Source organism: Pseudomonas sp. HN8-3 (genome assembly GCF_020790195.1).
GTDB classification, from domain to species: domain Bacteria; phylum Pseudomonadota; class Gammaproteobacteria; order Pseudomonadales; family Pseudomonadaceae; genus Aquipseudomonas; species Aquipseudomonas synxantha_A.
Genome location: NZ_CP086206.1, coordinates 3,322,709 through 3,343,456 on the forward strand (window position 1 = coordinate 3,322,709; position 20,748 = coordinate 3,343,456).

Here is a 20,748-nt window from a genome sequence, read left to right on the forward strand (position 1 = left end):
TACTCGCTCCTACCGAGCTCATGCAAACCAGCCTTGCAGCCACAGTCCATCGCTGCACCCCACATTGCGGTAGGCCCAGCCTTGCTGGCCGGCGCGGGTCTGGATCAGGTAATAGTCGCGGCGGATATCGGCGCCATCCCACCAGCCGGATTCGATGCGCTCCGGGCCCATCAGAATGTGCACGCCCTGCTCGGCCAGCAGCGTCGGTTCGGACAGCAACCAGCCGGGGCGCCGCACCTTGTTCAAGCTCGGGCATGGACGGCTGTCGGTCGCGGCTTGCCAGGCGCATTCGGGACGATGGTCAGCGTGAAAGCGCAGGCCCTGCACCGCCTCATCCCCCAGGCGCGCACGCAGGCGTTCGCGCAATTGTTCCCACGGCAGGGTTTGCTGCGGGCGGTCGTCGAACAGGTCCTGGCGCTGGGGCACGAACACCGGCAAGTCCTCGGCCACCAGGCGCAAACCGCGCACCGGCGAGGTGACCTGGACCTGTTCCAGGCGGCCACGGGCCAGTTCGAACAGCATCAAAGGCTCACGCTCGGCACTGAGCAAGCCCACCTTGATCACGCTGTCGGGCGCCTGGGCATGTTCCAGGTGCAGGTCAAAGCGCTGCACGCCACTGTCGCGCCCGCAAAGGAAGGCCGACAAGTCGCCGGTCAAGCGCCGCAATGGAAACAGCAAGGCCTGGTGGGATTGCACATCGAAGTTCAACTCGATGCGCGCCTCGAACTGGTCCGGCGGCTGATAGAACGCCAGGGCCAAGGGGCGTTGCCCGCTCAGGGCGTCGAGGTGCTTGAGCAGGCTGGCGTCAAAACGTCGCGCCAGGGTATGCCGCGGCAATGCCTGCACCTGGGCCAGGGTGCGCAGGCCCATGCGTGACAAGGCGGTGGCGGCCTGCGGGTCAAGACCGGCGCGGTCGACAGGCAGTGGCGCCAGGGCCTGCATCAAGGCGTTGTCATCGGCCACGGCCAGGCCATCGTAAAGGTTTGCCAACACCCGCGCCGCCGCCGGATTGGGCGCTGCGACGATGCGGTGACGAAAGCCAAGGTCGGTCAACTCCTTGCGCAAGCGCGCCTCGAACTGCGACCAGGGCCCAAACAGGCCCAGGCTCGATTCGATCTCGAACAACAAGGCGCGCGGGTAATACAGGCTGACCTGGGAACTGAAACGGTAGGCCCAGGCGGCAAGCAACTGCTGCAATCGTTCGATTTCCAGAGGGTCGTATTCCACACAGGCAAAGCCCTTGGCCAGGGCATGGGCTGCCGTCAACGATTGACCAGGGCGCAAGCCCAGGGCACGGGCGGCGGCGTTGACGGTTTGCAGCACACGCCGCTGCGGCGTGCCGGCCAGCAGTGCCAGAGGCTGGTCAGGTTCGGGATGCACACGCTGCGCCCCGTCCAGCGCCAATTGCGGGAATACGATACAGACCCAACGCATGGCAACCTCAATGCCCCGCCAGGGCAATCGGTGCCGGATGGGCCAACCCGCCCCGGCACTTGAGCACGCGCACTTGTGCAGGCTTTGCCTCGACCGCCAGGCGCAAGGCCGCGGGCGAGGCATTGACCGCCTCATTCAAGGAGCGCCAGGCAAATGCCAGGGTCTGTCCGGTTTCCGCCGCCACCTGCAAGCGCCGCAAGGCCCGATCATCGGCCTTGCGCGGCCAGCACAACACCGCACCGCAACTGCCGGAGCGCAGGCATTGTTCCACCGCCCACAGCGCATCGCGCTCCTGGGCCTGGATAATGGAAAGCTGACGCACATCTACCCCGGCGCTCTGCCAGGCATGGGGATACGGCGTATAGGGCGGCGCCACCAGCACAATGCGCTCACCCAGGGCCGACAAGCGTGCCAGGGTTGGCAGCACCAGTTGCAATTCGCCCACCCCGTCCTTGGCCATGAGGATTTCACTCAAGGCCGCTTCCGGCCAGCCGCCAGTGGGCAGCACCGCATCCAGCGCCGCCAGCCCCGTGGGGTGCACGCTGGCCGGTGGTGCGGCGGGCCGGCCCTTCCAGACTCGCCCGCCATTGAACAGCGAGTCCAGGGCAACCACGGCGCCCATCAGCCTTGCCTCACCAGGCCACAGAACACCCCTTCGATGGCCAGGTCCTGGTCGGGGCCGACCACAATGGGTTGATATGCCGGGTTGCGCGGCAATAAACGCACCCGCTCGCCGCTACGCTCAAAACGCTTGATGGTGACCTCACCATCCAGACGCGCCACCACAATCTGCCCGTTCAAGGCTTCGGCACTGCGACGTACGCCCACCAGGTCGCCGTCGAGAATGCCATCTTCGATCATCGAATCGCCCTGTACTCGCAGCAGGTAGTCAGGGGTCTTGGCGAAAGTGGCCGGATCCAGTTGCAAGTGGCTGTGCACGTCCGCATCGGCACCGATGGGCCGGCCAGCCGCCACGCGGCCAAGTACCGGGACATCCAGCCACTCGGGACGCGCGGGTTGATTGAGCAAACGAATGCCACGGGCCTGGTTGGGGTTGACCTCAATGAAACCGGCTTCGGTCAAGGCCACCACATGCTTGCGGGCGACGCTGCGCGAGGCGAAGCCGAACGCCTCGGCGATCTCAGCGAGGCTGGGGGGCTGGCCTTGGTGCGCGATGCGCTCGCGAATGAAGGTCAGGATGGCGGTACGGCGGGGAGTCAGGTTGGTCATGGAGTACATTTGTACTCCTGTAGGAAATTTCTGACAACAACCGTCAGTCGGCGATCAACTGCCTGGTCATCACCGCATAAATATCTACACAACTTTGTAGCTACCGCACGTAACCACGCGCTTCAGCCAGCAATTATTTGAAGCCGCCCAGCAACCCAAGCAATTGTTATGGGTGCCCGGTGCCAGCCATAACAACAGCATGAGCCTGGCCGCTCGCAACTATGGCAAGGCGCTGGAAAACCTGATGCGCACGCAGATACCCGCCCGGGTAGTGACACACTCCACAGGGCGCGACAACGCGTCATAAATACACTTTTCGACACTGGGTTCGCGTTTGGCTGTCAAGCGCAAACCCTGCCCATACTGGCCCGAAACACAAGTTGATCAAATAATGATCTTCACGCAAATCGCCAACGCAGCCGGGCCTTCGCAAAGTTATCCACAGAGATACCCACGGTTTTCGTGGACAACTCTTTTTATATTTTTACGTTTTTTTGCTCAGGCAGCACTTTCAGGAAAGGTGCCAGGCAGCAAAATTTCGCGGTTCACATCGCGTATATCGTTATAGCCACACAGCGCCATCGACACGTCCAACTCACGGGCGATGATATCGAGCGCCTTGGTCACGCCCGCCTCACCCATCGCCCCCAGGCCATACAAGTGCGGGCGACCGATCATGGTGCCCCTGGCGCCCAACGCCATGGCCTTGAGCACGTCCTGGCCGGAACGAATACCACCGTCGAGCCACACTTCAATACGGTTGCCTACGGCCTCAACAATGGCGGGCAACTGGCTGATACTCGACGGCGCGCCATCGAGTTGCCGACCACCGTGGTTGCTCACCACCAACGCATCCGCGCCGGAGTCGGCCGCCAGGCGCGCATCCTCCACGTCAAGGATGCCCTTGATGATCAACTTGCCGCCCCAGCACCGCTTGATCCACTCCACATCGTCCCAACTCAGGCGCGGGTCAAATTGCTGGGCAGTCCAGGACGACAGCGAACTCATGTCGGCCACGCCCTTCACATGCCCGACGATATTGCCGAAGCCACGCCGCTGGGTGCCGAGCATACCCATGACCCAGCGCGGTTTGGTCATCATGTTGAGGATATTGGGCAGGGTCAGTTTGGGCGGCGCCGACAAGCCGTTGATCAAGTCCTTGTGGCGTTGCCCCAGGATCTGCAAGTCCAGCGTCAGCACCAGCGCATCCACCCCGGCAGCCTTGGCGCGTTCGATAAGTTGCTCGATAAACCCACGGTCGCGCATCACATAAAGCTGGAACCAGAATGGCTGGCCGACATGCTCGGCAATGTCTTCCAGCGAGCAAATACTCATGGTCGACAAGGTGTAGCGCAGGCCGAACGCCGCAGCGGCTCGTGCGGTCAGGATCTCGCCATCGGCATGTTGCATGCCTGCCAGGCCGGTAGGTGCCAGGGCCACGGGCATGGCCATGTCCTGGCCAATCATGCTGGCGCGGATCGAACGCTCATCAATATTGCGTGCCACGCGCTGGCGGAACTTGATGCGCGCAAAATCGCTTTCATTGGCGCGGTAGGTGCTCTCAGTCCAGGAGCCGGAATCGGCGTAGTCGTAGAACATCCGGGGTACACGTTTTTGCGCCAGCTTGCGTAAGTCTTCGATGGTTGTGATCAACGACATCGGGTCACCTCTCCCTGAACTGAACACAGAGAGTAACCGGCCATCGCCCACGCAACCAGCCGTTGCGTTTCTCGAAGCTGATGACTAATCTCGCATAAACCCGCAACAAAGCGCATAAACATGCACAACGCCCATCAAGCTATTGACCTGCCTTCCCTGCGTAAACAAAAGATCCTGTTGTTGCTCGAACGCGACGGCAAGGTCACGGCTTCCGAGCTGGTCGAGCATTTCGCTGTGTCCCAGGACACCATCCGCCGCGACCTCGGCGAACTCGCCGCCGCCGGTTTATTGCAGCGCGTACACGGCGGCGCCCTGCCTCGTCCCAAGGACACCGGCAAGGATTTCTTCACCCGTGTCGGCGAAACCACCGAAGTCAAACGCCACCTCGCGCGCCTGGCGGCCGAGCGAGTTGAAGACGGCCAGATCGTGCTGTTCGATTCCGGCTCCACTACCCTGCAGATCGCCCAGTCACTGCCGCAGGCGATCCACCTGACGGTGGTCACCCCATCGCCGATGATCGCCATCGCCCTGGCGGACCATCCGCATGTAACGCTGATCCTGGCCGGAGGCCAACTCAACCCCGCCACCCTGTCAACCGGCGGGCATGAAGCGCTGCGCCTGATCCAGAGCATCAAGGCCGACCTGCTGTTTACCGGCGTGTGCGCACTGCACCCGCAAGTGGGCATTACCTCGCTGCATTTTGCCGAAGTGGCAGTCAAGCAAGCCTTGATCGACAGCGCGTCCCAAGTGGTTGCAGTGACAACCTCAGACAAACTCGGTGCAGTGGAACCGTTTGTGGTGGCGCCGTGCAGCCGTATTCATACGCTGATTACCGAGTGGGATGCGCCGGGGGTGGAGGCATATGAGCAATCAGGCGTGGAAGTGCTGCGGGTGGAGATCTGATTGCAGCATTAGCGATTAGCCATATTCGTCATGAGATTGATCGCATCTTGGACCGTGGTAATTTTATTGCTGTCTTTGTCCCGAATTTCGAAGCCAAACTCATCCTCCAAAGCCATGACGAGTTCAACAAGTGTTATAGAGTCGGCACCCAGATCGTCAATGAAAGATGCTTCGTTTCTAACCTGGGCTACATCAACCGCTAACTGCTCACTCACTATTTTTCTGAGACGTTGCTCTATATCAGCCATTTTTGCATACCCTTGCTCAACGTTATCGAAACCCAGCCGTTTGAGGCAGGCGTGTAAACGCCTTTAAAGATAAGCACAGGTAAAAAAGCTTCTACTGTCAGAATTGACAGTCAGCTATATCGGTTCGCAATAAGCAATGACTGTGTATCCACAGATATCGTTCGATGCTTAGAAACCTGCCGTTTTAGACCTAGTAAAGGGTTAAGCCCTGACGGCGGGTCACTTATAAAAAAAGCCCGACAGTGCCACCACTTGGCACCTCGCCCAAGCTCCAACCAGTGCAGCCCACATACAGCGTTGGCATCAAAACAACACATCCGCCGCGTCGCGCATGAAAATCTCGATGGTCTTGGGACCTACGCCATCAAATTCACCCAAGCGTTGTTCAAACGCCTGGCGATCTTCGCTGGCCTGCCGAATCCCGGTAATCTTGCCGCCGTAATCGGCATTGAGCCGGGCACTCAGGTCCAACAGGCGCTGCGCCGTGGTTTCGTCATACCGCACGTAATGCGCCCGCCCCAACATCGCCACTAACTCCCGCGATGTACAGTGCTGCAATTTGCGCGGCGTATCACGCCCCTCCTCCTCAACGATCACCTTGTAAGCCTGGGCAGCGATGGGCGCCTGGATGCGTTTGCCCATCAGGAAGCTGGCGATGAACCACTTGAACAGACTGGCGTCATCATCGGGTTTTAGCTCGATGCCCAACTGGGCAGCGCTGATGGAGCGGGCCATGCTCAATGCCCTTTGTCGAGCTTCTCGTTGATCGCATCCGTCTGGCGTTCAATGTCCTTGATCGAGGTGGGTGTCACCACTTTGTCGATGGTTTCGGTCTTCGGGTTCGCACGCTCCAGCGTCTGCCCTTTCAGACCTTCAGCCTTACCCTTCTGCGCGTCTTCAGAGCTGACGGGGTCGGGGGTTTTATCGGCGCTCTTGTGTTCGTTCACAGTGCAATCTCCTGCCTATAACGGCCTTCCAAACAGTGGCGGCCTTATGCAGCAGAACACGCTGAATTTGAATTGGTTCAAGGAAATTGCCACACCTGACCGTTGGGCAAACACGCGCAAAAAAAATTAAACCTTTTGCTCGCCCCCCCGCTCAACACTTGGGTACGGCATCGCGCCATTTCCTGAGGAGAGACACCATGACAACTCGACTGATGAAACAAATGGGCCTGACGTTCGCACTCGTTGCCGGCTCGATTTCGACCGCTATGGCGGCCACGTCCAACGACTTTGTCGACAACGCCGCCGAGGGCGGTATTACCGAGGTGGAAGCCGGCAAGCTGGCGCTGGAAAAAAGCAGCTCGGCAGACGTAAAAACCTTTGCGCAGCATATGGTGACCGACCATACCAAAGCCAACAACGAGCTGATGGCCTTGGCAAAAAAACTCGATATCGAGGTTCCGGATGACGCCGCCCTGACCGACAAGGCGAAGAAAGCGATTCTGGAAATGCGCAACGAATCGTTCGACAAGGCCTACGCCAACAACCAGGTGGCCGCCCATGAAAAAACCGTAGAACTGTTCAAGAAAGAAGCGGCCTCTTCGGACAATGCCGAGCTGAAGGCTTTCGCCACCAAGACGCTGCCAACCCTTGAAGCTCACTTGAAAATGGCCAAGGAACTGCAAAGCAAATACGCCAAATAATCAACCTGACACCGGAGGCATCTGAGTATGAGTTCGCAACTCACGGGTAAGAAAATCCTCGTCATCACGTCCAACACCGGGATCGAGCGCGACGAGCTGCTCAAACCCCTGGAAACCCTGCGTGGCTATGGCGCGACGGTGACGCACGCCTCCAGCAAGGGCGGCACTACCCAGACCTTTGTCGGCGATACCGAAAAGGACGGGACAGTTGAGTCCGATGTGCAATTGTCTGATGTGGTCGGCAGCAACTTCGATGCATTGGTCATCCCGGGCGGGACGGTGAATGCCGACACTTTGCGTCAGGATGCCGCGGCGCTGCGCTTGATCAACGAGTTCGCTAAGGCCGGCAAGACCATCGCAGCGATCTGCCACGGCCCGTGGGCGCTGATCGACGCAGGCGTGGTCAAGGGCAAAACCCTGACCTCGTACAAAAGCGTACGCATCGACTTGGAAAACGCTGGCGCTGCGGGCGTAGTGGATGCTGAGGTCAAGGAATGCAAAGCCAATGGCTGGACCTTGATCACCTCACGGACGCCGGACGATTTGCCGGCGTTCAATGAGGCGATTGCCAGAGCTGTGGCCGGCTGATCATGGCTAACGAATGACAACAGGCGCCCATGGGCGCCTGTTTTTATATGGCTCACCGACTCAGCTCTTGCGATGCTCAGCCATCTCGCGCTTGGGGCCGAACATCGCCCATGCGATCAACCCCAACAGCGGCACGAAAACCAGTACCACCACCCACAGTCCCTTGGTCTCCCAGCCACCGGTACTGCGCAAGACGATATTGATCGCCCACAGTTCCAAGAGCAGCAGAATCACTGCCAATATGATCCAGATATATTCTATTTGCATGATTCACCTCCTGAGGTCTAAAGGTTAGGTCAAGCAGATCGCTCAAGGGTTCCATTAGAATTTTCAGGAACGCTCACGCGAGCCCGGCACGTGCCCGGCAGGAGTGCGTTGTGCAATCTCGAAAGGGCCAGACCATGCAAGCTGCACGACGAACCCGCCCATATAAATCCCTATCTATTTGATTTAAATAGTTATTTAACCCTGAATAAAGTTGGTACGGCTGATGCAATTCCCTCACTACGAGGCGTGCGTTTCGACATGCCCGACAACTACCCGTGAGGTTGCACATGAATGCCATCGACCTGCTTAAAGCCGACCATGAACGCGTCAAGACCCTGCTGACCCAACTAAGCGAGTCCACCGAGCGCGGGGTTAAAAAGCGCACCGAGTTGCTAGCCAAGCTCGAGATGGAAATCACCCTGCACACCAAGCTCGAAGAAGAAATCCTTTATCCCGCTTTTAGAAAAGCCGGTGGCAAGGAGCAAGACATCATGTACCACGAGGCCAAGGAAGAGCACCGTACCGTCGACTCGCTGGTGCTGCCCGACCTGAAGCAGACCGAACCCTCCTCCACCGAATTTTCAGGCCGTGTGAAAGTGGTCAAGGAACTGCTTGAGCACCACATCGAAGAGGAAGAAACGGAGATGTTTCCCCAGGCGAAAAAACTGCTGGGCAAGGCAATACTTGAAGAGCTGGGGGCCGAAATGGAGGCGATGAAAGCGGCCTACAAAAAGGCCTCGACCAACAAACCCCTCGCGGCCTGATAGACCCGCAAATGAAAGCTCAAGCGACGGCCCCACGGGGTCTGTCGCGCTATCGAGCTTCACCAGTGATTTCTCCTCGCCTACTCGGCGACCCGGCCGACCGAGCCGGCCTGGACGCCCATGCTAGCGTGCCGTTGCCCATGGCATTGGCACTGGGCTTTCAGGAGATTCACCAAAATGGACACGCATTCGCCCACCTACACCAGGCTCTTCAAGGAAGACTGGGAGCTGCTTTGCTCGGCTTCCTCCATGGCTGCCGTCGATTCACCGGCAGCCTATCTAAAGGCGCTGTATTTATTTGCCCAGGTGCTTGAGGACAGCGGAAAAGGCCGAGCCGGCAAAGTCACCCTGGACCAGCGGCGACCTGAGCTCAAGGCATTGCCCATCGACGAACACAGCCTGACGGCTGTGATCCCCCAACTGTCGATCATTAATGAAACCCTCACTCACCAGATCGACACATACCTTGGAAAGACCACCGGTGAAAACCGTGGACGCTCGCTGGATACGGTGCTTGGTCTTCAACGTTTTCCGTTCGCACTGCCGTTTGAACGAGCCCATCGGCAATGCTGGCTCAGCTTGTCCGCAGGCAAGCCGCAACTGGGTGAACTCAGCTATCGCATCAGTCTGAAGCTGCCCATTACCCAACGCGCTCAGAACGCCTACGGCGTCGTCAGGCACGCGGCCTATGAAGCACAGCGATTGCTGTGCGGCTTGAGCCCTGCACAGCAAAACTTGTTGACGGAACCGTTTCTGGAAAACTCGGGGAATGTGCACGCCACTGAGTTTTTCGCGCGGCACTATGGCCTCCAAGAGGAGTCGCTCAGAAAAACGCCCCATTGGCTGCACCAAACCGCTCTGACTCGCGACCAGGCTCAGGCATTACTGGCATGTGGCAGGTACCTGCCGGTGCTCTCGGGCAATGTATCTGCCGCCGCACTGCCAAGGCCGACGCCCGAGCTGCAGACACATGAACGGGCAGCCTACGTGAACGGCCCAATAACCAGCAATGCCGAGACGCGGCAACCGCTGTCGATAGAGCACACAGAACTGCAAAACACCTCATGGAACCGCTACCAGCGCCTGCACCGAATGATTCGCCTGCAACGCTGGACGCAACTGCCGTTTGAGGATCTGGACGCGCTGTTGATCAGCGTTGTGCGACGTGAGCAGGATGCTGATCCGCATCAGCCCTGCAACGACAATACCCTGCGGGCGCTGGGTGTCTACCGCTACCTGGAGCGGCGTCATGGCCTGCCACTTGAAGAGTTTGCGGCGATGCTGGATGAGCTTCCTGTGTGGGCGTCGGGCAATCGCCTGTCGCTGTATGACCAGGTGTTCAACCACGCTTCAATGCCCGGCGAGACACTGCGGGTGGATGTGCCAAATCTGGCGCTGCATGAAGCGCTGCCGGACAACCTGCGACATCGGCTGTGTGCCGGTCTGAACCTTGGGGACACCCCCGACGCCTTGCATTGGCTGATCGGACAGGCGCGCCAATACCTGCCTTCGCCTTGCCCGACGCTGACGTTCTATAGCGCCCTGTACCGCCAGGCCCGGATCGCACGGTTGTTCGGGTTATCGGTGCTCGACAGTCATCACGTGGCGGCACTGCTCGGCGGTACGGATTACACAGTCCAACTGGTCAACCCCTCCCTACGCAGCTCCGGCGTCAATGCACCGCCAGACATGCTCGATATGCTGATGCAAATGGATTGGCTGCTCGGTTGGCTCAAGGACGCGCGCCAATCGGTTGATCAACTTCGCCGTCGTTTAGTCCTGGAGGAAGACGCACAGCCGGCCCAGGTCCAGGCGTACCTCACCCAGCTTGATGACTTGGTGCAATTGACCCGACAGGGGCTGCTGGCGCAAGAAGACATCGCTGACCTTACGCTGCCCCAGCCCGAACCTGACACCAGGGCCGCGCCTATTCCCTGGCATGCCCTCATCGTCCAGGGCCTGCTGCACAGCCACCCCCAGCTCAAGCCGCCAGCTCCCAGCGAACTGCCCAAGGCACTTGTGCAACTCATTGAAGCTCGAACCCTGAGCCTGGACCCGACCCGCAACGCTACCCTGCACGCTGATGCCAAACACGCAGTGACCAAGAAGCTCGGCGAGTTCTATCGGCAGCTGCAGCCTTTGAAGGAAAAAATCGATGCGCTGTTCGGCGCCCCCTCGCATTTGCCTGGCGATCCGGCACTGTACCTGCAATCGCGCAAGCTCGCCGCCCGACAGATTGCCCGTGCGGCCACCGCCCAATCGCCCCTTGACCTGGTCAAACATCTGCTGCTGCTGTTGCCGGACGCCGAAGTGTTATTGGAGCTGACGGTGAGCCGCCAGACCCTGCACACCTTTTTGCTCCACCCGCACTGGTTGAGCCAGGAGCAGACGCAAGGCTCGCTGCTCAAGCTGACACTGAACACTCTGTACCTGCTGCAGCGCTTTGCCCACTGCCTCGACACCTATGGGCTTGCCCAACACAGCGTTCTCGATTACCTGCAACGCGCCAACACACCCTCTGCGGCAGACGTCGACACCTCGGCCAGCCCACGACTGGCCGCCCTGCTCAAGTGGGACGCCGGCGAGATCGAGCATCTGGTCGACCATCTCCCGAACAAACAGGTAAAAACCCTGGCCGACCTGGACTGGATCCTGCGTTGCCACCAAACCGTCAGACTCACCGGGCTCTGTGCCAAAACCCTGCTCAAGGCGACCGACCTGCACGCCACATTGATGAATGAGGACTGGAAACACGTCGGTTCGGCATTGATCACTACCGCCCCATAACACCGCTTTGTTGCGACCGGATCAAGGAACGACCATGTCTGCCCCCATCACCCAATACCTCAACGAACAGCTGCGCGACGCGATGCTGGCGTTCTACATGAACACCGTACTGCCCGAAGATCCCACCGTGCAGGCACTGCAACTGGCCGACACCTTCAAGCGCGTCGACGATGTCTACACCTACTGGCTGCTCGACCCCCAGGTCAGCCACGCGGTGCCCACTACTCGTATTGCCAGCGCGATTGCCAGCCTTCAGCAGTACATCAACGCCATCTACCTGGGCCTGGAACCCGGCTACGAAAAAACAGGCATGAGCCATGCCCAGCAGACCGAATGGCGAGACACCTTGCTGACCTACTCGCTGTGGCGTGCCAACCAACAACTTCGCCAGTACCCGGCCAGTTACCTGAGCCCCACCCTGCGCCACGACAAGAGCGACAGTTTCAGACAACTGGAAGACGAGTTGAACCAGTTCCGGACCGAGCCGGCATCGCTATTGAAGGCTGTCCACGGTTACCTCAATCGCTTCGAAGAACTCGCCAATATCAGAACCCTCAATGGCTATATCGATGGCGACAAGGACAGCTTCGCCAGCAGCGCCTATTACTTCATTGGCAAATCCAGCTCTGAAAACACCTATTACTGGCGCACGCTGGCTATGTCTGAGCGCCCAGCCGAGGGCACCGCTCCCAACCCAACGGCCTGGTCGGGATGGAAAAAAATCCATCTGTCCATCGACGACAATGTTCCCGAACAGACGATCCGCCCAGTGGTGTTCAATGGCCGTCTTTTCCTGGTGTGGGCCCAATGTATCAATCCGATGTCCTCCACCAAAGACATCACCCCGTTTGGACGCGGCGACGTTGAATCCGACAAGGACTACCAGCAACGCCTGGATACCCGGATACAAAGTACCTACCTGCAGTTCCGGCTGTACTTCTCGTTCAAAAAGCTCGATGACAGCTGGAGCACGCCGCAACTGTGCATCCAGGAATACAACATCGCCAAAGACCTCGACGAGTTGAGTTCAGAGGACTTGATGAGTGCCACCCATACGATTGCCGTTGTAGACGCGAACACCCACGCACCGTCGCTGTTTCTGGGCCTCATCGCCAATCCGGACGCTCCAGCACCCGCGCAGAACAACGGTACCCATAGAAACTTTTACCAAGCCATTCGCGTGGACGAACACTTCAACACCCATTGGCTTGAGAGCATCGGTAGCACCCGCAAGACGCGCCTGTGGCTCGATGAGTCTCACCTGGAACTGGCGGGGCGCTACCTGGCCATGTTTGCACACCACAACCATGCCAGGTTTCAGTTCAGGGCTACGAAAACCGCGCAGGTAAACGTGGAGGCTTTAACCCATGACGCGCCTCATGGCGCTGTCAACGGCTGGAATTATGCAGGCCACCAGAACAAGATCCGTGCGCTGACGAGCGCCGATATCAAGTTCAATACCACGACCTCGATACTGGAGGTGACGACCAGGCTCGCAGAAGGCTTCGAGCCGCATCGCACCCTGATCTTCAACTACGACAACGACCTGGTCACGTTTACCCTGACCTTGAGTACAAACGGCGTGCCCCGGGCAAATGAAACACTGAAGTTGAGCGCCACCTCACAGATCCATCTCAAGAGCGCCGTGCTCATTGAAGTGTCCTCCGTGCAAATAGGGCTGAGCCTCAAATGCCAGAAAACCGGAGTCGAGCAGGCTGACTTTATTCGCAATCAAAGTAATGAACCGTTCAGTCTTGCCCTACCACCGAAAAAAAATGCCAGCCCCCACACAGATTCCGTCACCCTGGACCTGGACGGGGCATACATTTCACGCGAAGCCTTCGAGTATTTTTCCAACGCCCCGGATTCTGCTTACCTCGTTTCGCTGACATTCCATGAAGATCACGGCTCGCCACCGGACCATAAGCACGACTTGTTCATCGGCACTGTCACGCTCTACCAAAAACAACGTCTGTACAGACCCGTACTGATGTATATGAAACAAGCCGATGCTGCTTTGCCGGAAACCCTGAACAGGAACAATACCGTGCTGGTCGGGCAGGCCGAACACTCGCGCCGCAACCTGCGCGATGCCTTCCCGGAACTGTCCATAAAGCATTTTTTTGACGTGCCGATCGAGTTCGCGCCGCAGACGATGAGACCTTATGGCGAGGACCCCGGCAATCCTCCCCCGACCTCATTGACCCTTATCCACGGCGTGTTGATACTGGAAAGCGATGTGCGCTATCCCTCGCCTACCATTCTGGGCTATGCGCTGAAAACTGCCACATTCACGCTCGGCACCCATAGCAATCCTCCTGTCATCCCGCTGGCCCCGCGCATTCGTCGTCTCACATCGGCGCCTTATGGCACGGCGGAGTTCATCGATTTCGACGGCAGCGCCATCGAGTACGGCGTTACGCCTAAGCACAAACGCGCGCCCATTCGTACCAATACCTGCGTCGCGAGCCTGCTGACAAAAACCGCAGGGGCTGATGTGCATCACCTGTTCTCCTTGCCAACGGACGCCTGGCGTGAGCCACCGCTGGCGGGCGAAAAGAATTACAGCCTGCTGGACTTCCAGGGTGCCCATGGCGCGTATTACTGGGAGCTGTTTCTTTACCTGCCCTGGTTGTTGGCGCACCGTTTGAACCTGGAACAGCAATATGCCGACGCCGAAGTCTGGATACGTTTTCTTTTCGATCCTGCTCACCAGTCTGCCCATTGGCGTCAGCCGATGCTGTTGGCCGACACTACGCCACAACCCAGCCAGACCTTGCTCTGCGCTCATCGACTGGCCAAAAGCAGCCCCGTGCATTTTCGCCAGGCGCTGTACCTGTTGTATGTCGATATCCTGCTTAATCGCGGTGACGCGGCCTACCGGGAAATGAGCCGCGACAGTCTGGCCGAGGCCAAGCTGTGGTACATCCGCGCTAAAGGATTGCTGGGGCTGCGCCCACCGCTCAATGCTGTTGATCCCTGGGTGACCACGACCCTGGACAAACTGCAAAGTCCCTCGTCACTTGGCATAACGCCGGTGCCTGCCGGCACAGCACGGCTGTGCCGATCCCTGAGCCCGGACCTGCTGATGCGCTGGGACAAGGTTGATGCGCGCCTGTACAACCTTCGCCATCACCTTGACCTGACCGGCAAGCCCATGAGCCTGCCGCTCTACGCCGCCACGCTGACACCCCAAACGTTGCTGGCCGCCTACCAGCAAGGCACCGGCGGCGCCGGCGTGCAGACAACCCTGCGCACTGCGCACGCCGGGCACTATCGCTTCCAGGTGGTACTGGGGCACGCGTTGCAGGCCGTCGATAACCTGATCCAGTTGGGAGTGACCTTGCTGTCACTGTGGGAGCGCAAGGAGCAGGCCCACTCTGTAGAATCCCAGCAACAACAGGCCTGGGAACTGGCAAGGTTAGCCGTCGAGCAACAAGCCCAGGCCGTGCAGGTCGATACCAGAAACAAGCATGCCCTACTGGCCGGACGTCGCATCGTCGAGGCCCGGGTGGCCTTCTTCGAGCAGCAACTCAAGGTCGGCATCAGCCCGGCAGAAGCCCAGGCCACCCAGGCGTATCAGGACAGCGCACACTGGGAAACGGCAGCCGCGGTTGCTCAAGCCGGCGCGGGCCTGGCGATGCTGATACCGAATATTTTCGGCACCTCCAATGGCGGCGTGCGTTACGAAGGTGCCTTTCACGCGCTGCAAGCCATGTCCCAAGGCATGGCCAACGAACAGCGCGCCAACGCCGCCCACCTCGACCGCTCCGACCTGTTCGCCCGCCGCGCCGCCGAATGGGGCAATGCCCTGGAGCAGGCGCGCCTGGAACTGGCCCAGGTCGATGCACAACTGCTGGCTTACACCGAACAAGAGCAACATACCCGCCTGCAATTGCGCCTGGCCCAAACCTCGTTCACCCAGGCGCGAACCTTGTATGACCTACTGGGTAAACGCTTTACCAACGCTCAGCTCTATCAATGGCTCAACGGCCAGCTTTCGACGTTCTACTACCAGGCGTATGACGCCACCCTGTCCCTGTGCCTGGCCGCCGAGGCGTGCTGGCAAGAGGAGCGCGCGGAGTGGGACAAACACTTCATTCAAACCGGGCTCTGGGTTCGCCAATACCGTGGCCTCAGCGCCGGCGAAGCCCTTAAACAGAATTTGCTGAGCATGAGCAGTGCCTACGCCACCCAGAACGAACGCCTGCTGGAGATCACCAAAACCGTGTCGTTGCGTCAGCTTCACGACCAAGACGCTTCAGCCACAGGCGATAAACCCTGGGCAACGCTTAAAGCCGAACTGCTGACTAACGGTACGCTGAGCTTCGAACTGACCCGCAAGCTGTTCGACGACGATTACCCTGGCCACTACCTGCGACGGATCAAAAGCGTCAGTGTCTCGCTGCCTGCCACCCTGGGGCCCTACGAAGACATCAAGGCCCTCCTGACCCAGACCGGCAATACCACGCAGCTTGCGCCCACCTCTGATAAACCCGAGGTTGCAGTAAAGAAAGACTGGCGCGCCAGGCAGGAAATCGCCCTGTCCAACGGGCTCAACGACAGCGGCCTGTTTACTTTGAACTTCGACGGTGACGAACGTTATCTGCCGTTCGAATACACCGGCGCCATTTCCACCTGGCAACTGAGCTTCCCCAACCATACGCGGCAACGGGACCTGCTCAAATCCTTGACCGATATCATCGTGCACCTGCGTTACACCGCCAGGAACAGCGGAGGCCTGCGATGAGCATGCAGTCATCCGATTTTTTGCAGCCGGCAATCCCTGCCCTGCCCAAGGGCGGCGGTGCCATCCAGGGCCCTGGCGTCAGTTGGGGGCCTGTCGGCTCACGGGGCGAGGCGTGCCTGGACGTGCCTTTGCCGATTTCGCCCGGACGCGGTTTCGTCCCTGCGTTGAGCCTCGGGTATCGCAGCTCACAAGGCAATGGCCCGTTCGGACTCGGCTGGACACTGTCGGCGGGCGCGATCAGCCGTGATACACGCAAGGGTATCCCGGCCTACGGCGAAGATGACCGTTTCGTCAGCCCCCAGGGTGTCGAGCTGATCCCGGAGCGTGACGCCCATGGCGAGATTCACGCCACCGCTTGCGACCAGTACAACGGCCTGCCCCTGGGTGAAGCACATCGGGTAGTGCGCTATGTACCCATCGTCGAGGGCAGGTTCGATCGGATCGAACATTGGTCATCCTCAAGTGATACTGCCGGGTTCTGGCTGGTACAGGGTGCGGACGGCTGCGTACATCTGTTCGGCAAAACCCTGATCGCTCGCTGCACAGACCCGGAGGACAGCCGCCATGTGGCCCAATGGCTGTTGCAGGAAAGCCTCAATCCCCTGGGAGAGCAGATTTATTACCACTACAAGCCAGAAGACCAGCGCGCTCCAATCACCAGGGATTACCGTGCGCAGCGTTACCTGGCCAGGGTGTGCTACGGCAACCTGCGACACTGCGAACACTTGGCGCTTTGGAATACCGATGTGCTCGCCGAGAAACAATGGCACTTCGAGCTGCTGCTCGACTATGGCGAACGCCACATCGAGCTGAGCCAGGTGCCGACCTACGCCGAGCAACAGCCGTGGCTCTCGCGCAACGACCCGTTCTGCAATTACGCCTACGGTTTTGAACTCGGCACCCAGCGGCTTTGCCGGCAAGTCCTGATGTTTCATTACTTCCCGGATGAGCCGAGCATGGGCGCCGACCCGGTGCTGACCCGGCGACTGCTGCTGGAACACACCGACCGTCACGCCGCAGGCAGTTGCTTGAATGCCTTGCACAACCAGGCATATGACGCTCAGGGAACGGCCAGCGCCTGGCCGCCCCTGGAACTGGCCTATAGCGCCTTCAAGCCGGTACTGGAACCCGCCCGCTACCAGCCGTTCGACGGCATGGCAGGTGTCAACGATGGGCAACACTATCAACTGGTGGACCTGCGCAACGACGGTCTGCCGGGCATCCTGCACCGTACCGACAAAAGTTGGTATTACCGCGAACCGCTCAGGGCTGCGCGTGCGACCGGCCTCGATGCGGTGACCTATGGGCCATGGCAGGCATTGCCACGCATTCCCGTCGCCGACACTGCCCAGGCCACCCGTCAGGCCCTGGCAGACCTTAATGGTGACGGGCACCTCGAATGGGTGGTGGCCCAACCGGGCATGAGCGGTTTTTTCACCCTCGATACGCAGCAACAATGGTCAAGTTTTACGCCGTTCGCGGCGATACCCCAGGAGTTTTTCCATCCCCACGGGCAATTCGCTGACCTGATGGGCAGCGGCCGCCTGGACCTTGCGTTGATCGGCAATCACAGCGTGCGTTTGTATGCCCATCATCAGGGCGAGGGGTATGGCGCCGGCCTCCAAGTGCCCTACGAGCACGCCGACGAGGGTCTGCCCACGCTCAGCCATACATCGACCGAACTGGTCGCCTTCTGCGACCCGTTGGGCAGCGGTCAACAGCACTTGGTGCGTATTCGCCATAATGAAATCAGATGCTGGCCAAACCTGGGCCGCGGACGCTTCGGCAAGGGGTTCATGTTTGCGGCATTGCCGTTCGACTACGCCAGCTTCGACGCCGCCAATATCCGCCTGGCTGACCTCGACGGTTCAGGCGCGGTGGACCTGATTTACCTGCAGCCCGAACAACTGCTGATTCTCATGAACCGCGCCGGCAGCGGGCTGATGCCGCCCGTGACGTTGCCCTGGCCAGACGGCGTGCTCCACGACGCGACGTGTCAGGTCAGTTTCGCCGACCTTCAAGGCCTGGGCTGTTCCAGCCTGATCCTGAGCGTGCCGCACATCAAACCCCGGCATTGGCGCTTCGACTTTGTCCGCCGAAAACCTTATTTGTTGACGGCAACCCTCAACAACATGGGAGCGGCCACCCAACTGAGTTACCGCAGCAGTGCCCAGGAATGGCTCGACGAAAAACACCAGCGCCAGTCATCGGGGAAAGCCTCAGTCAGCAGCCTGCCCTTCCCCGTGCCGGTGGTTCGGCATCAGCGGCAAACAGACCAGGTCAGCGGCAATCGGCTGACCCAGTATTTTCGCTACCGTGAAGCCTGTCACGACAGCGTTGAGCGCCGGTTCATCGGCTTCGGCCTGGTGCTGGAAAGCGATATGCCGCCGTACGCCAATACCGCATCGGGGATACTGACCAAGCGCTGGTTCAATACACTTGAGCTTTCGCGAGAGGGGTTTTATGCAGGGGATCGGCATGCGCCTGTGGTGGGGCCGACCCTGCTGAGCCAGTTGGAGACCGGGCGCACTCTGGACACCCTGATTGCCAACCCGCAGGCATCGACCTGGCATCAAGTGCGGCGTGCGCTGGCCGGTAGCCTGTTGCGCGAGGAGGTCTACGCCGCCGCCGATCAACCGCCGAACGGCGTGCCCTACTCGGTGCAGCAGCAACGTTATCTGGTACGCCTTATAAGCCCGTCGCGAAAGGCTGGCGAACCGGCGACACTGCTGCCTTTGCTGCTGGAATCGATCACCTGTCACTACGAGCGCCAACAGGATGATCCGCGCTGTCGGCACCTGTTGAATCTGCGCTGGGACACCTACGCAAGCCTTGTGCACAGCGTGGTGGTCGATTATGCCCGCCGCAAGAGCGCCACTGACGCCGCGCCGTCCGGCCAACCCCATGAGCAGCAGTGGTGGCGTGCGGCGCACGACCCGGCACAACAGGCTTACTACCTCAACGAAACCCTCGCCCGCTTCATTCACCTGGACGCACCGCAACGCTGGCGCCTGCAACTGCCTTACCAGCAGCGCAGCAACGTACTGACGCTACCCAGGCAAGCATGGCCGCACGGGCAGATCGGCTATGAACAATTCGTCGCCGAGGACGCGTCCAACCCCTTGAGGCCGGGTGACCAGCGCCAACTCGGCGGGCTGTCGGTGCAGCACTATTGCCTGGCGGAGCACACCACGCCGTTACCGCCCGGAACCGCGAGTTTCCAGGCTTTGCCCGCTTACGTCGAAGTGGCCGAACTCGATGCGCCGGCATTGAGTGTCTATCAGGACCCACAGATCACCGCCACCTTGACCGAACAGCATTATCGCCCGATGTCCGCGTTTCTCTCGGCGATTGCTGGGCAGGACGATGCAATGACACTTTGGTCGGTCGGCCGCGGCTATAACCGTTACGCGCAACCTGAAGGGTTCTACCGGCCTCGTCGCCACCAGGCCAGCATGAGCCACGCCGCGACGCAGACCGAATACGATGCCTACTGGCTACACGTGATCAAGGTTCAGTCAGCGGACGGCTGCTCGACCCAAGCCGACTACGACTACCGGAACGGTCTGCCGGTGACAGTCACCGACGCACAGCGCACCCGACAGTACGCGCAATACGATGCCCGCGGACATCTGATTGCCACTGGCCTTGGGGGTGAGGAACAGGGCGCGCCTGTCGGCTATGACAACTGGCAATCCGTCACCCGCGCCCTCGATAGCGGCCCGACACAAGCGCTGGCCGATCCTGCCACGGCCCTTAACAATGCCCAGAGCGCCTGCTTTTATGACGTGTTCAGTTGGATGGGCCACATCCCGCCTGCCAGTGTGCAGGCGCACTGGGTGAGCAGCGGTTACCTGCTGCCCAGCGGGCACATTCGGGCCTCAGCGCTGTCGCGCATCAACCACCTGCCCAGCCAGCAGCCCCATCATCAAACGCTCATAAGCCTGATCAAGACCGCCCGTCGAGTACCGGTGCACGCCGTGGTGCTGCATGACGACCACTGGCAGGGAACGCCAGGTGAGGCCGATCGGCAGATCCACGTAGCCCTCGCCTTCAGTGATGGTTTTGGTCGCGTGCGGCAAACCCAGGAGCAGGCACAATCAGGCCCCGCGTTTGAGGTCGACCACGCAGGGACATTAAGCGAGGGCGCCGATCAAGTCGAAGCCAGTCGCCGTTGGCGCATCAGTGGGCGCGTCGAATACGACAACCGAGGTGGCGTGGCGCGGACCTGGCGGCCTTACTTCGCCGACCGTGCCGGGTACATCGATGACGAGGCATTCAACGCCTCACGCCCCAGCGAGCGACAGGTGCATGATGCTCTGGGGCGCCCTGTAAGTGTGCTCAACGCCAATGGCGGCCTGCGGCGCCAAACGTATTGGGCCTGGTACACCGTAAGCGAGGACGAAAACGACACCGAGGAGGACAATCCTGCCGATTAGCAGCACTGAAGGCCGTTGCCGAGGCAGCGGC

General features: G+C 59.9%; 15 protein-coding genes and 1 pseudogene. 8 read left to right on the forward strand and 8 right to left on the reverse strand.

Features of this window, described 5'->3' with window-relative positions; genetic code table 11:
- Nucleotides 1-18: 18 nt before the first annotated feature.
- From LJX92_RS14515 to lexA, 3 genes are read right to left on the reverse strand one after another with little or no spacing between them, the layout of a single operon-like run.
- Nucleotides 19-1,434, reverse strand: coding sequence for a Y-family DNA polymerase (locus tag LJX92_RS14515; RefSeq protein ID WP_032880794.1), 1,416 nt, complete (start codon nt 1,432-1,434; stop codon nt 19-21).
- Between the two features lie 7 nt (nt 1,435-1,441).
- Nucleotides 1,442-2,056, reverse strand: a complete 615-nt coding sequence (gene imuA, locus LJX92_RS14520) for a translesion DNA synthesis-associated protein ImuA (RefSeq protein ID WP_032880793.1) — start codon at nt 2,054-2,056, stop codon at nt 1,442-1,444.
- Entirely contained in the window at nt 2,056-2,673 is a 618-nt protein-coding gene (gene lexA, locus LJX92_RS14525) for a transcriptional repressor LexA (protein ID WP_216091251.1), read from the reverse strand. Before lexA ends, imuA begins: the two co-directional genes overlap by 1 nt.
- Before the next feature lie 97 nt (nt 2,674-2,770).
- On the opposite strand from lexA, the pseudogene LJX92_RS14530 reads away from it, so the two are divergent.
- A pseudogene (locus LJX92_RS14530) lies at nt 2,771-2,971 on the forward strand (alpha/beta hydrolase); the annotation flags it as partial.
- Nucleotides 2,972-3,162: 191 nt separating this feature from the next.
- Here the strand turns inward: LJX92_RS14530 and LJX92_RS14535 are convergent.
- Entirely contained in the window at nt 3,163-4,323 is a 1,161-nt protein-coding gene (locus LJX92_RS14535; RefSeq protein WP_032880790.1) for an alpha-hydroxy acid oxidase, read from the reverse strand.
- A 120-nt stretch (nt 4,324-4,443) separates the two neighbouring features.
- Here LJX92_RS14535 and LJX92_RS14540 point away from each other — a divergent pair, with 120 nt between their 5' ends.
- Complete coding sequence (locus tag LJX92_RS14540) at nt 4,444-5,226, forward strand: DeoR/GlpR family DNA-binding transcription regulator (RefSeq protein ID WP_228308469.1); 783 nt, start codon at nt 4,444-4,446, stop codon at nt 5,224-5,226.
- Nucleotides 5,227-5,234: 8 nt separating this feature from the next.
- On the opposite strand, the gene acpP is transcribed toward LJX92_RS14540, so the two are convergent.
- The 3 genes from acpP to LJX92_RS14555 all read right to left on the reverse strand — a co-directional run bounded on the left by acpP (nt 5,235) and on the right by LJX92_RS14555 (nt 6,421).
- The gene (gene acpP / locus LJX92_RS14545) at nt 5,235-5,474 is read right to left on the reverse strand and encodes an acyl carrier protein (RefSeq protein WP_228308470.1); all 240 of its coding nucleotides are present in this window, start codon (nt 5,472-5,474) and stop codon (nt 5,235-5,237) included.
- 303 nt (nt 5,475-5,777) lie between these two features.
- Nucleotides 5,778-6,209 carry a hypothetical protein gene (locus LJX92_RS14550; RefSeq protein ID WP_032880787.1) on the reverse strand — a complete coding sequence of 144 codons (432 nt, stop codon included), beginning with the start codon at nt 6,207-6,209 and terminating at the stop codon, nt 5,778-5,780.
- 2 nt (nt 6,210-6,211) lie between these two features.
- Nucleotides 6,212-6,421: a hypothetical protein gene (locus LJX92_RS14555; RefSeq protein ID WP_032880786.1), complete on the reverse strand. Its 210-nt coding sequence runs from the start codon at nt 6,419-6,421 to the stop codon at nt 6,212-6,214.
- A 197-nt stretch (nt 6,422-6,618) separates the two neighbouring features.
- Between LJX92_RS14555 and LJX92_RS14560 the strand changes: the two genes are divergently transcribed.
- Together LJX92_RS14560 and LJX92_RS14565 are read left to right on the forward strand one after the other, a co-directional pair.
- Nucleotides 6,619-7,122 carry a DUF4142 domain-containing protein gene (locus LJX92_RS14560; protein ID WP_228308471.1) on the forward strand — a complete coding sequence of 168 codons (504 nt, stop codon included), beginning with the start codon at nt 6,619-6,621 and terminating at the stop codon, nt 7,120-7,122.
- A gap of 27 nt (nt 7,123-7,149) precedes the next feature.
- On the forward strand, nt 7,150-7,710 hold the full coding sequence (locus LJX92_RS14565) for a type 1 glutamine amidotransferase domain-containing protein (RefSeq protein ID WP_148853903.1): 561 nt from the start codon (nt 7,150-7,152) through the stop codon (nt 7,708-7,710).
- Between the two features lie 60 nt (nt 7,711-7,770).
- Here the strand turns inward: LJX92_RS14565 and LJX92_RS14570 are convergent, their stop codons facing one another.
- Nucleotides 7,771-7,977, reverse strand: a complete 207-nt coding sequence (locus LJX92_RS14570; protein WP_005788888.1) for a hypothetical protein — start codon at nt 7,975-7,977, stop codon at nt 7,771-7,773.
- Between the two features lie 287 nt (nt 7,978-8,264).
- Here LJX92_RS14570 and LJX92_RS14575 point away from each other — a divergent pair, with 287 nt between their 5' ends.
- From LJX92_RS14575 to LJX92_RS14590, 4 genes are all read left to right on the forward strand, one after another.
- Nucleotides 8,265-8,741, forward strand: a complete 477-nt coding sequence (locus LJX92_RS14575) for a hemerythrin domain-containing protein (protein WP_032880783.1) — start codon at nt 8,265-8,267, stop codon at nt 8,739-8,741.
- Nucleotides 8,742-8,918: 177 nt separating this feature from the next.
- Nucleotides 8,919-11,528 carry a Tc toxin subunit A gene (locus LJX92_RS14580; protein ID WP_032880782.1) on the forward strand — a complete coding sequence of 870 codons (2,610 nt, stop codon included), beginning with the start codon at nt 8,919-8,921 and terminating at the stop codon, nt 11,526-11,528.
- A gap of 34 nt (nt 11,529-11,562) precedes the next feature.
- Nucleotides 11,563-16,278: a neuraminidase-like domain-containing protein gene (locus tag LJX92_RS14585; RefSeq protein WP_228308472.1), complete on the forward strand. Its 4,716-nt coding sequence runs from the start codon at nt 11,563-11,565 to the stop codon at nt 16,276-16,278.
- A complete protein-coding gene (locus LJX92_RS14590; protein WP_228308473.1) occupies nt 16,275-20,717 on the forward strand; it encodes a SpvB/TcaC N-terminal domain-containing protein in 4,443 nt (1,480 codons plus the stop codon). Before LJX92_RS14585 ends, LJX92_RS14590 begins: the two co-directional genes overlap by 4 nt.
- The last annotated feature ends 31 nt before the right edge of the window (nt 20,718-20,748 follow it).

Bases quoted from the DNA above. Each gene is read 5' to 3' on its own strand.
- LJX92_RS14515 (WP_032880794.1), bottom strand. From the start codon at position 1,434: ATGCGTTGGGTCTGTATCGTATTCCCGCAATTGGCGCTGGACGGGGCG.
- imuA (WP_032880793.1), bottom strand. From the start codon at position 2,056: ATGGGCGCCGTGGTTGCCCTGGACTCGCTGTTCAATGGCGGGCGAGTC.
- lexA (WP_216091251.1), bottom strand. From the start codon at position 2,673: ATGTACTCCATGACCAACCTGACTCCCCGCCGTACCGCCATCCTGACC.
- LJX92_RS14535 (WP_032880790.1), bottom strand. From the start codon at position 4,323: ATGTCGTTGATCACAACCATCGAAGACTTACGCAAGCTGGCGCAAAAA.
- LJX92_RS14540 (WP_228308469.1), top strand. From the start codon at position 4,444: ATGCACAACGCCCATCAAGCTATTGACCTGCCTTCCCTGCGTAAACAA.
- acpP (WP_228308470.1), bottom strand. From the start codon at position 5,474: ATGGCTGATATAGAGCAACGTCTCAGAAAAATAGTGAGTGAGCAGTTA.
- LJX92_RS14550 (WP_032880787.1), bottom strand. From the start codon at position 6,209: ATGGCCCGCTCCATCAGCGCTGCCCAGTTGGGCATCGAGCTAAAACCC.
- LJX92_RS14560 (WP_228308471.1), top strand. From the start codon at position 6,619: ATGACAACTCGACTGATGAAACAAATGGGCCTGACGTTCGCACTCGTT.
- LJX92_RS14565 (WP_148853903.1), top strand. From the start codon at position 7,150: ATGAGTTCGCAACTCACGGGTAAGAAAATCCTCGTCATCACGTCCAAC.
- LJX92_RS14570 (WP_005788888.1), bottom strand. From the start codon at position 7,977: ATGCAAATAGAATATATCTGGATCATATTGGCAGTGATTCTGCTGCTC.
- LJX92_RS14575 (WP_032880783.1), top strand. From the start codon at position 8,265: ATGAATGCCATCGACCTGCTTAAAGCCGACCATGAACGCGTCAAGACC.
- LJX92_RS14580 (WP_032880782.1), top strand. From the start codon at position 8,919: ATGGACACGCATTCGCCCACCTACACCAGGCTCTTCAAGGAAGACTGG.
- LJX92_RS14585 (WP_228308472.1), top strand. From the start codon at position 11,563: ATGTCTGCCCCCATCACCCAATACCTCAACGAACAGCTGCGCGACGCG.
- LJX92_RS14590 (WP_228308473.1), top strand. From the start codon at position 16,275: ATGAGCATGCAGTCATCCGATTTTTTGCAGCCGGCAATCCCTGCCCTG.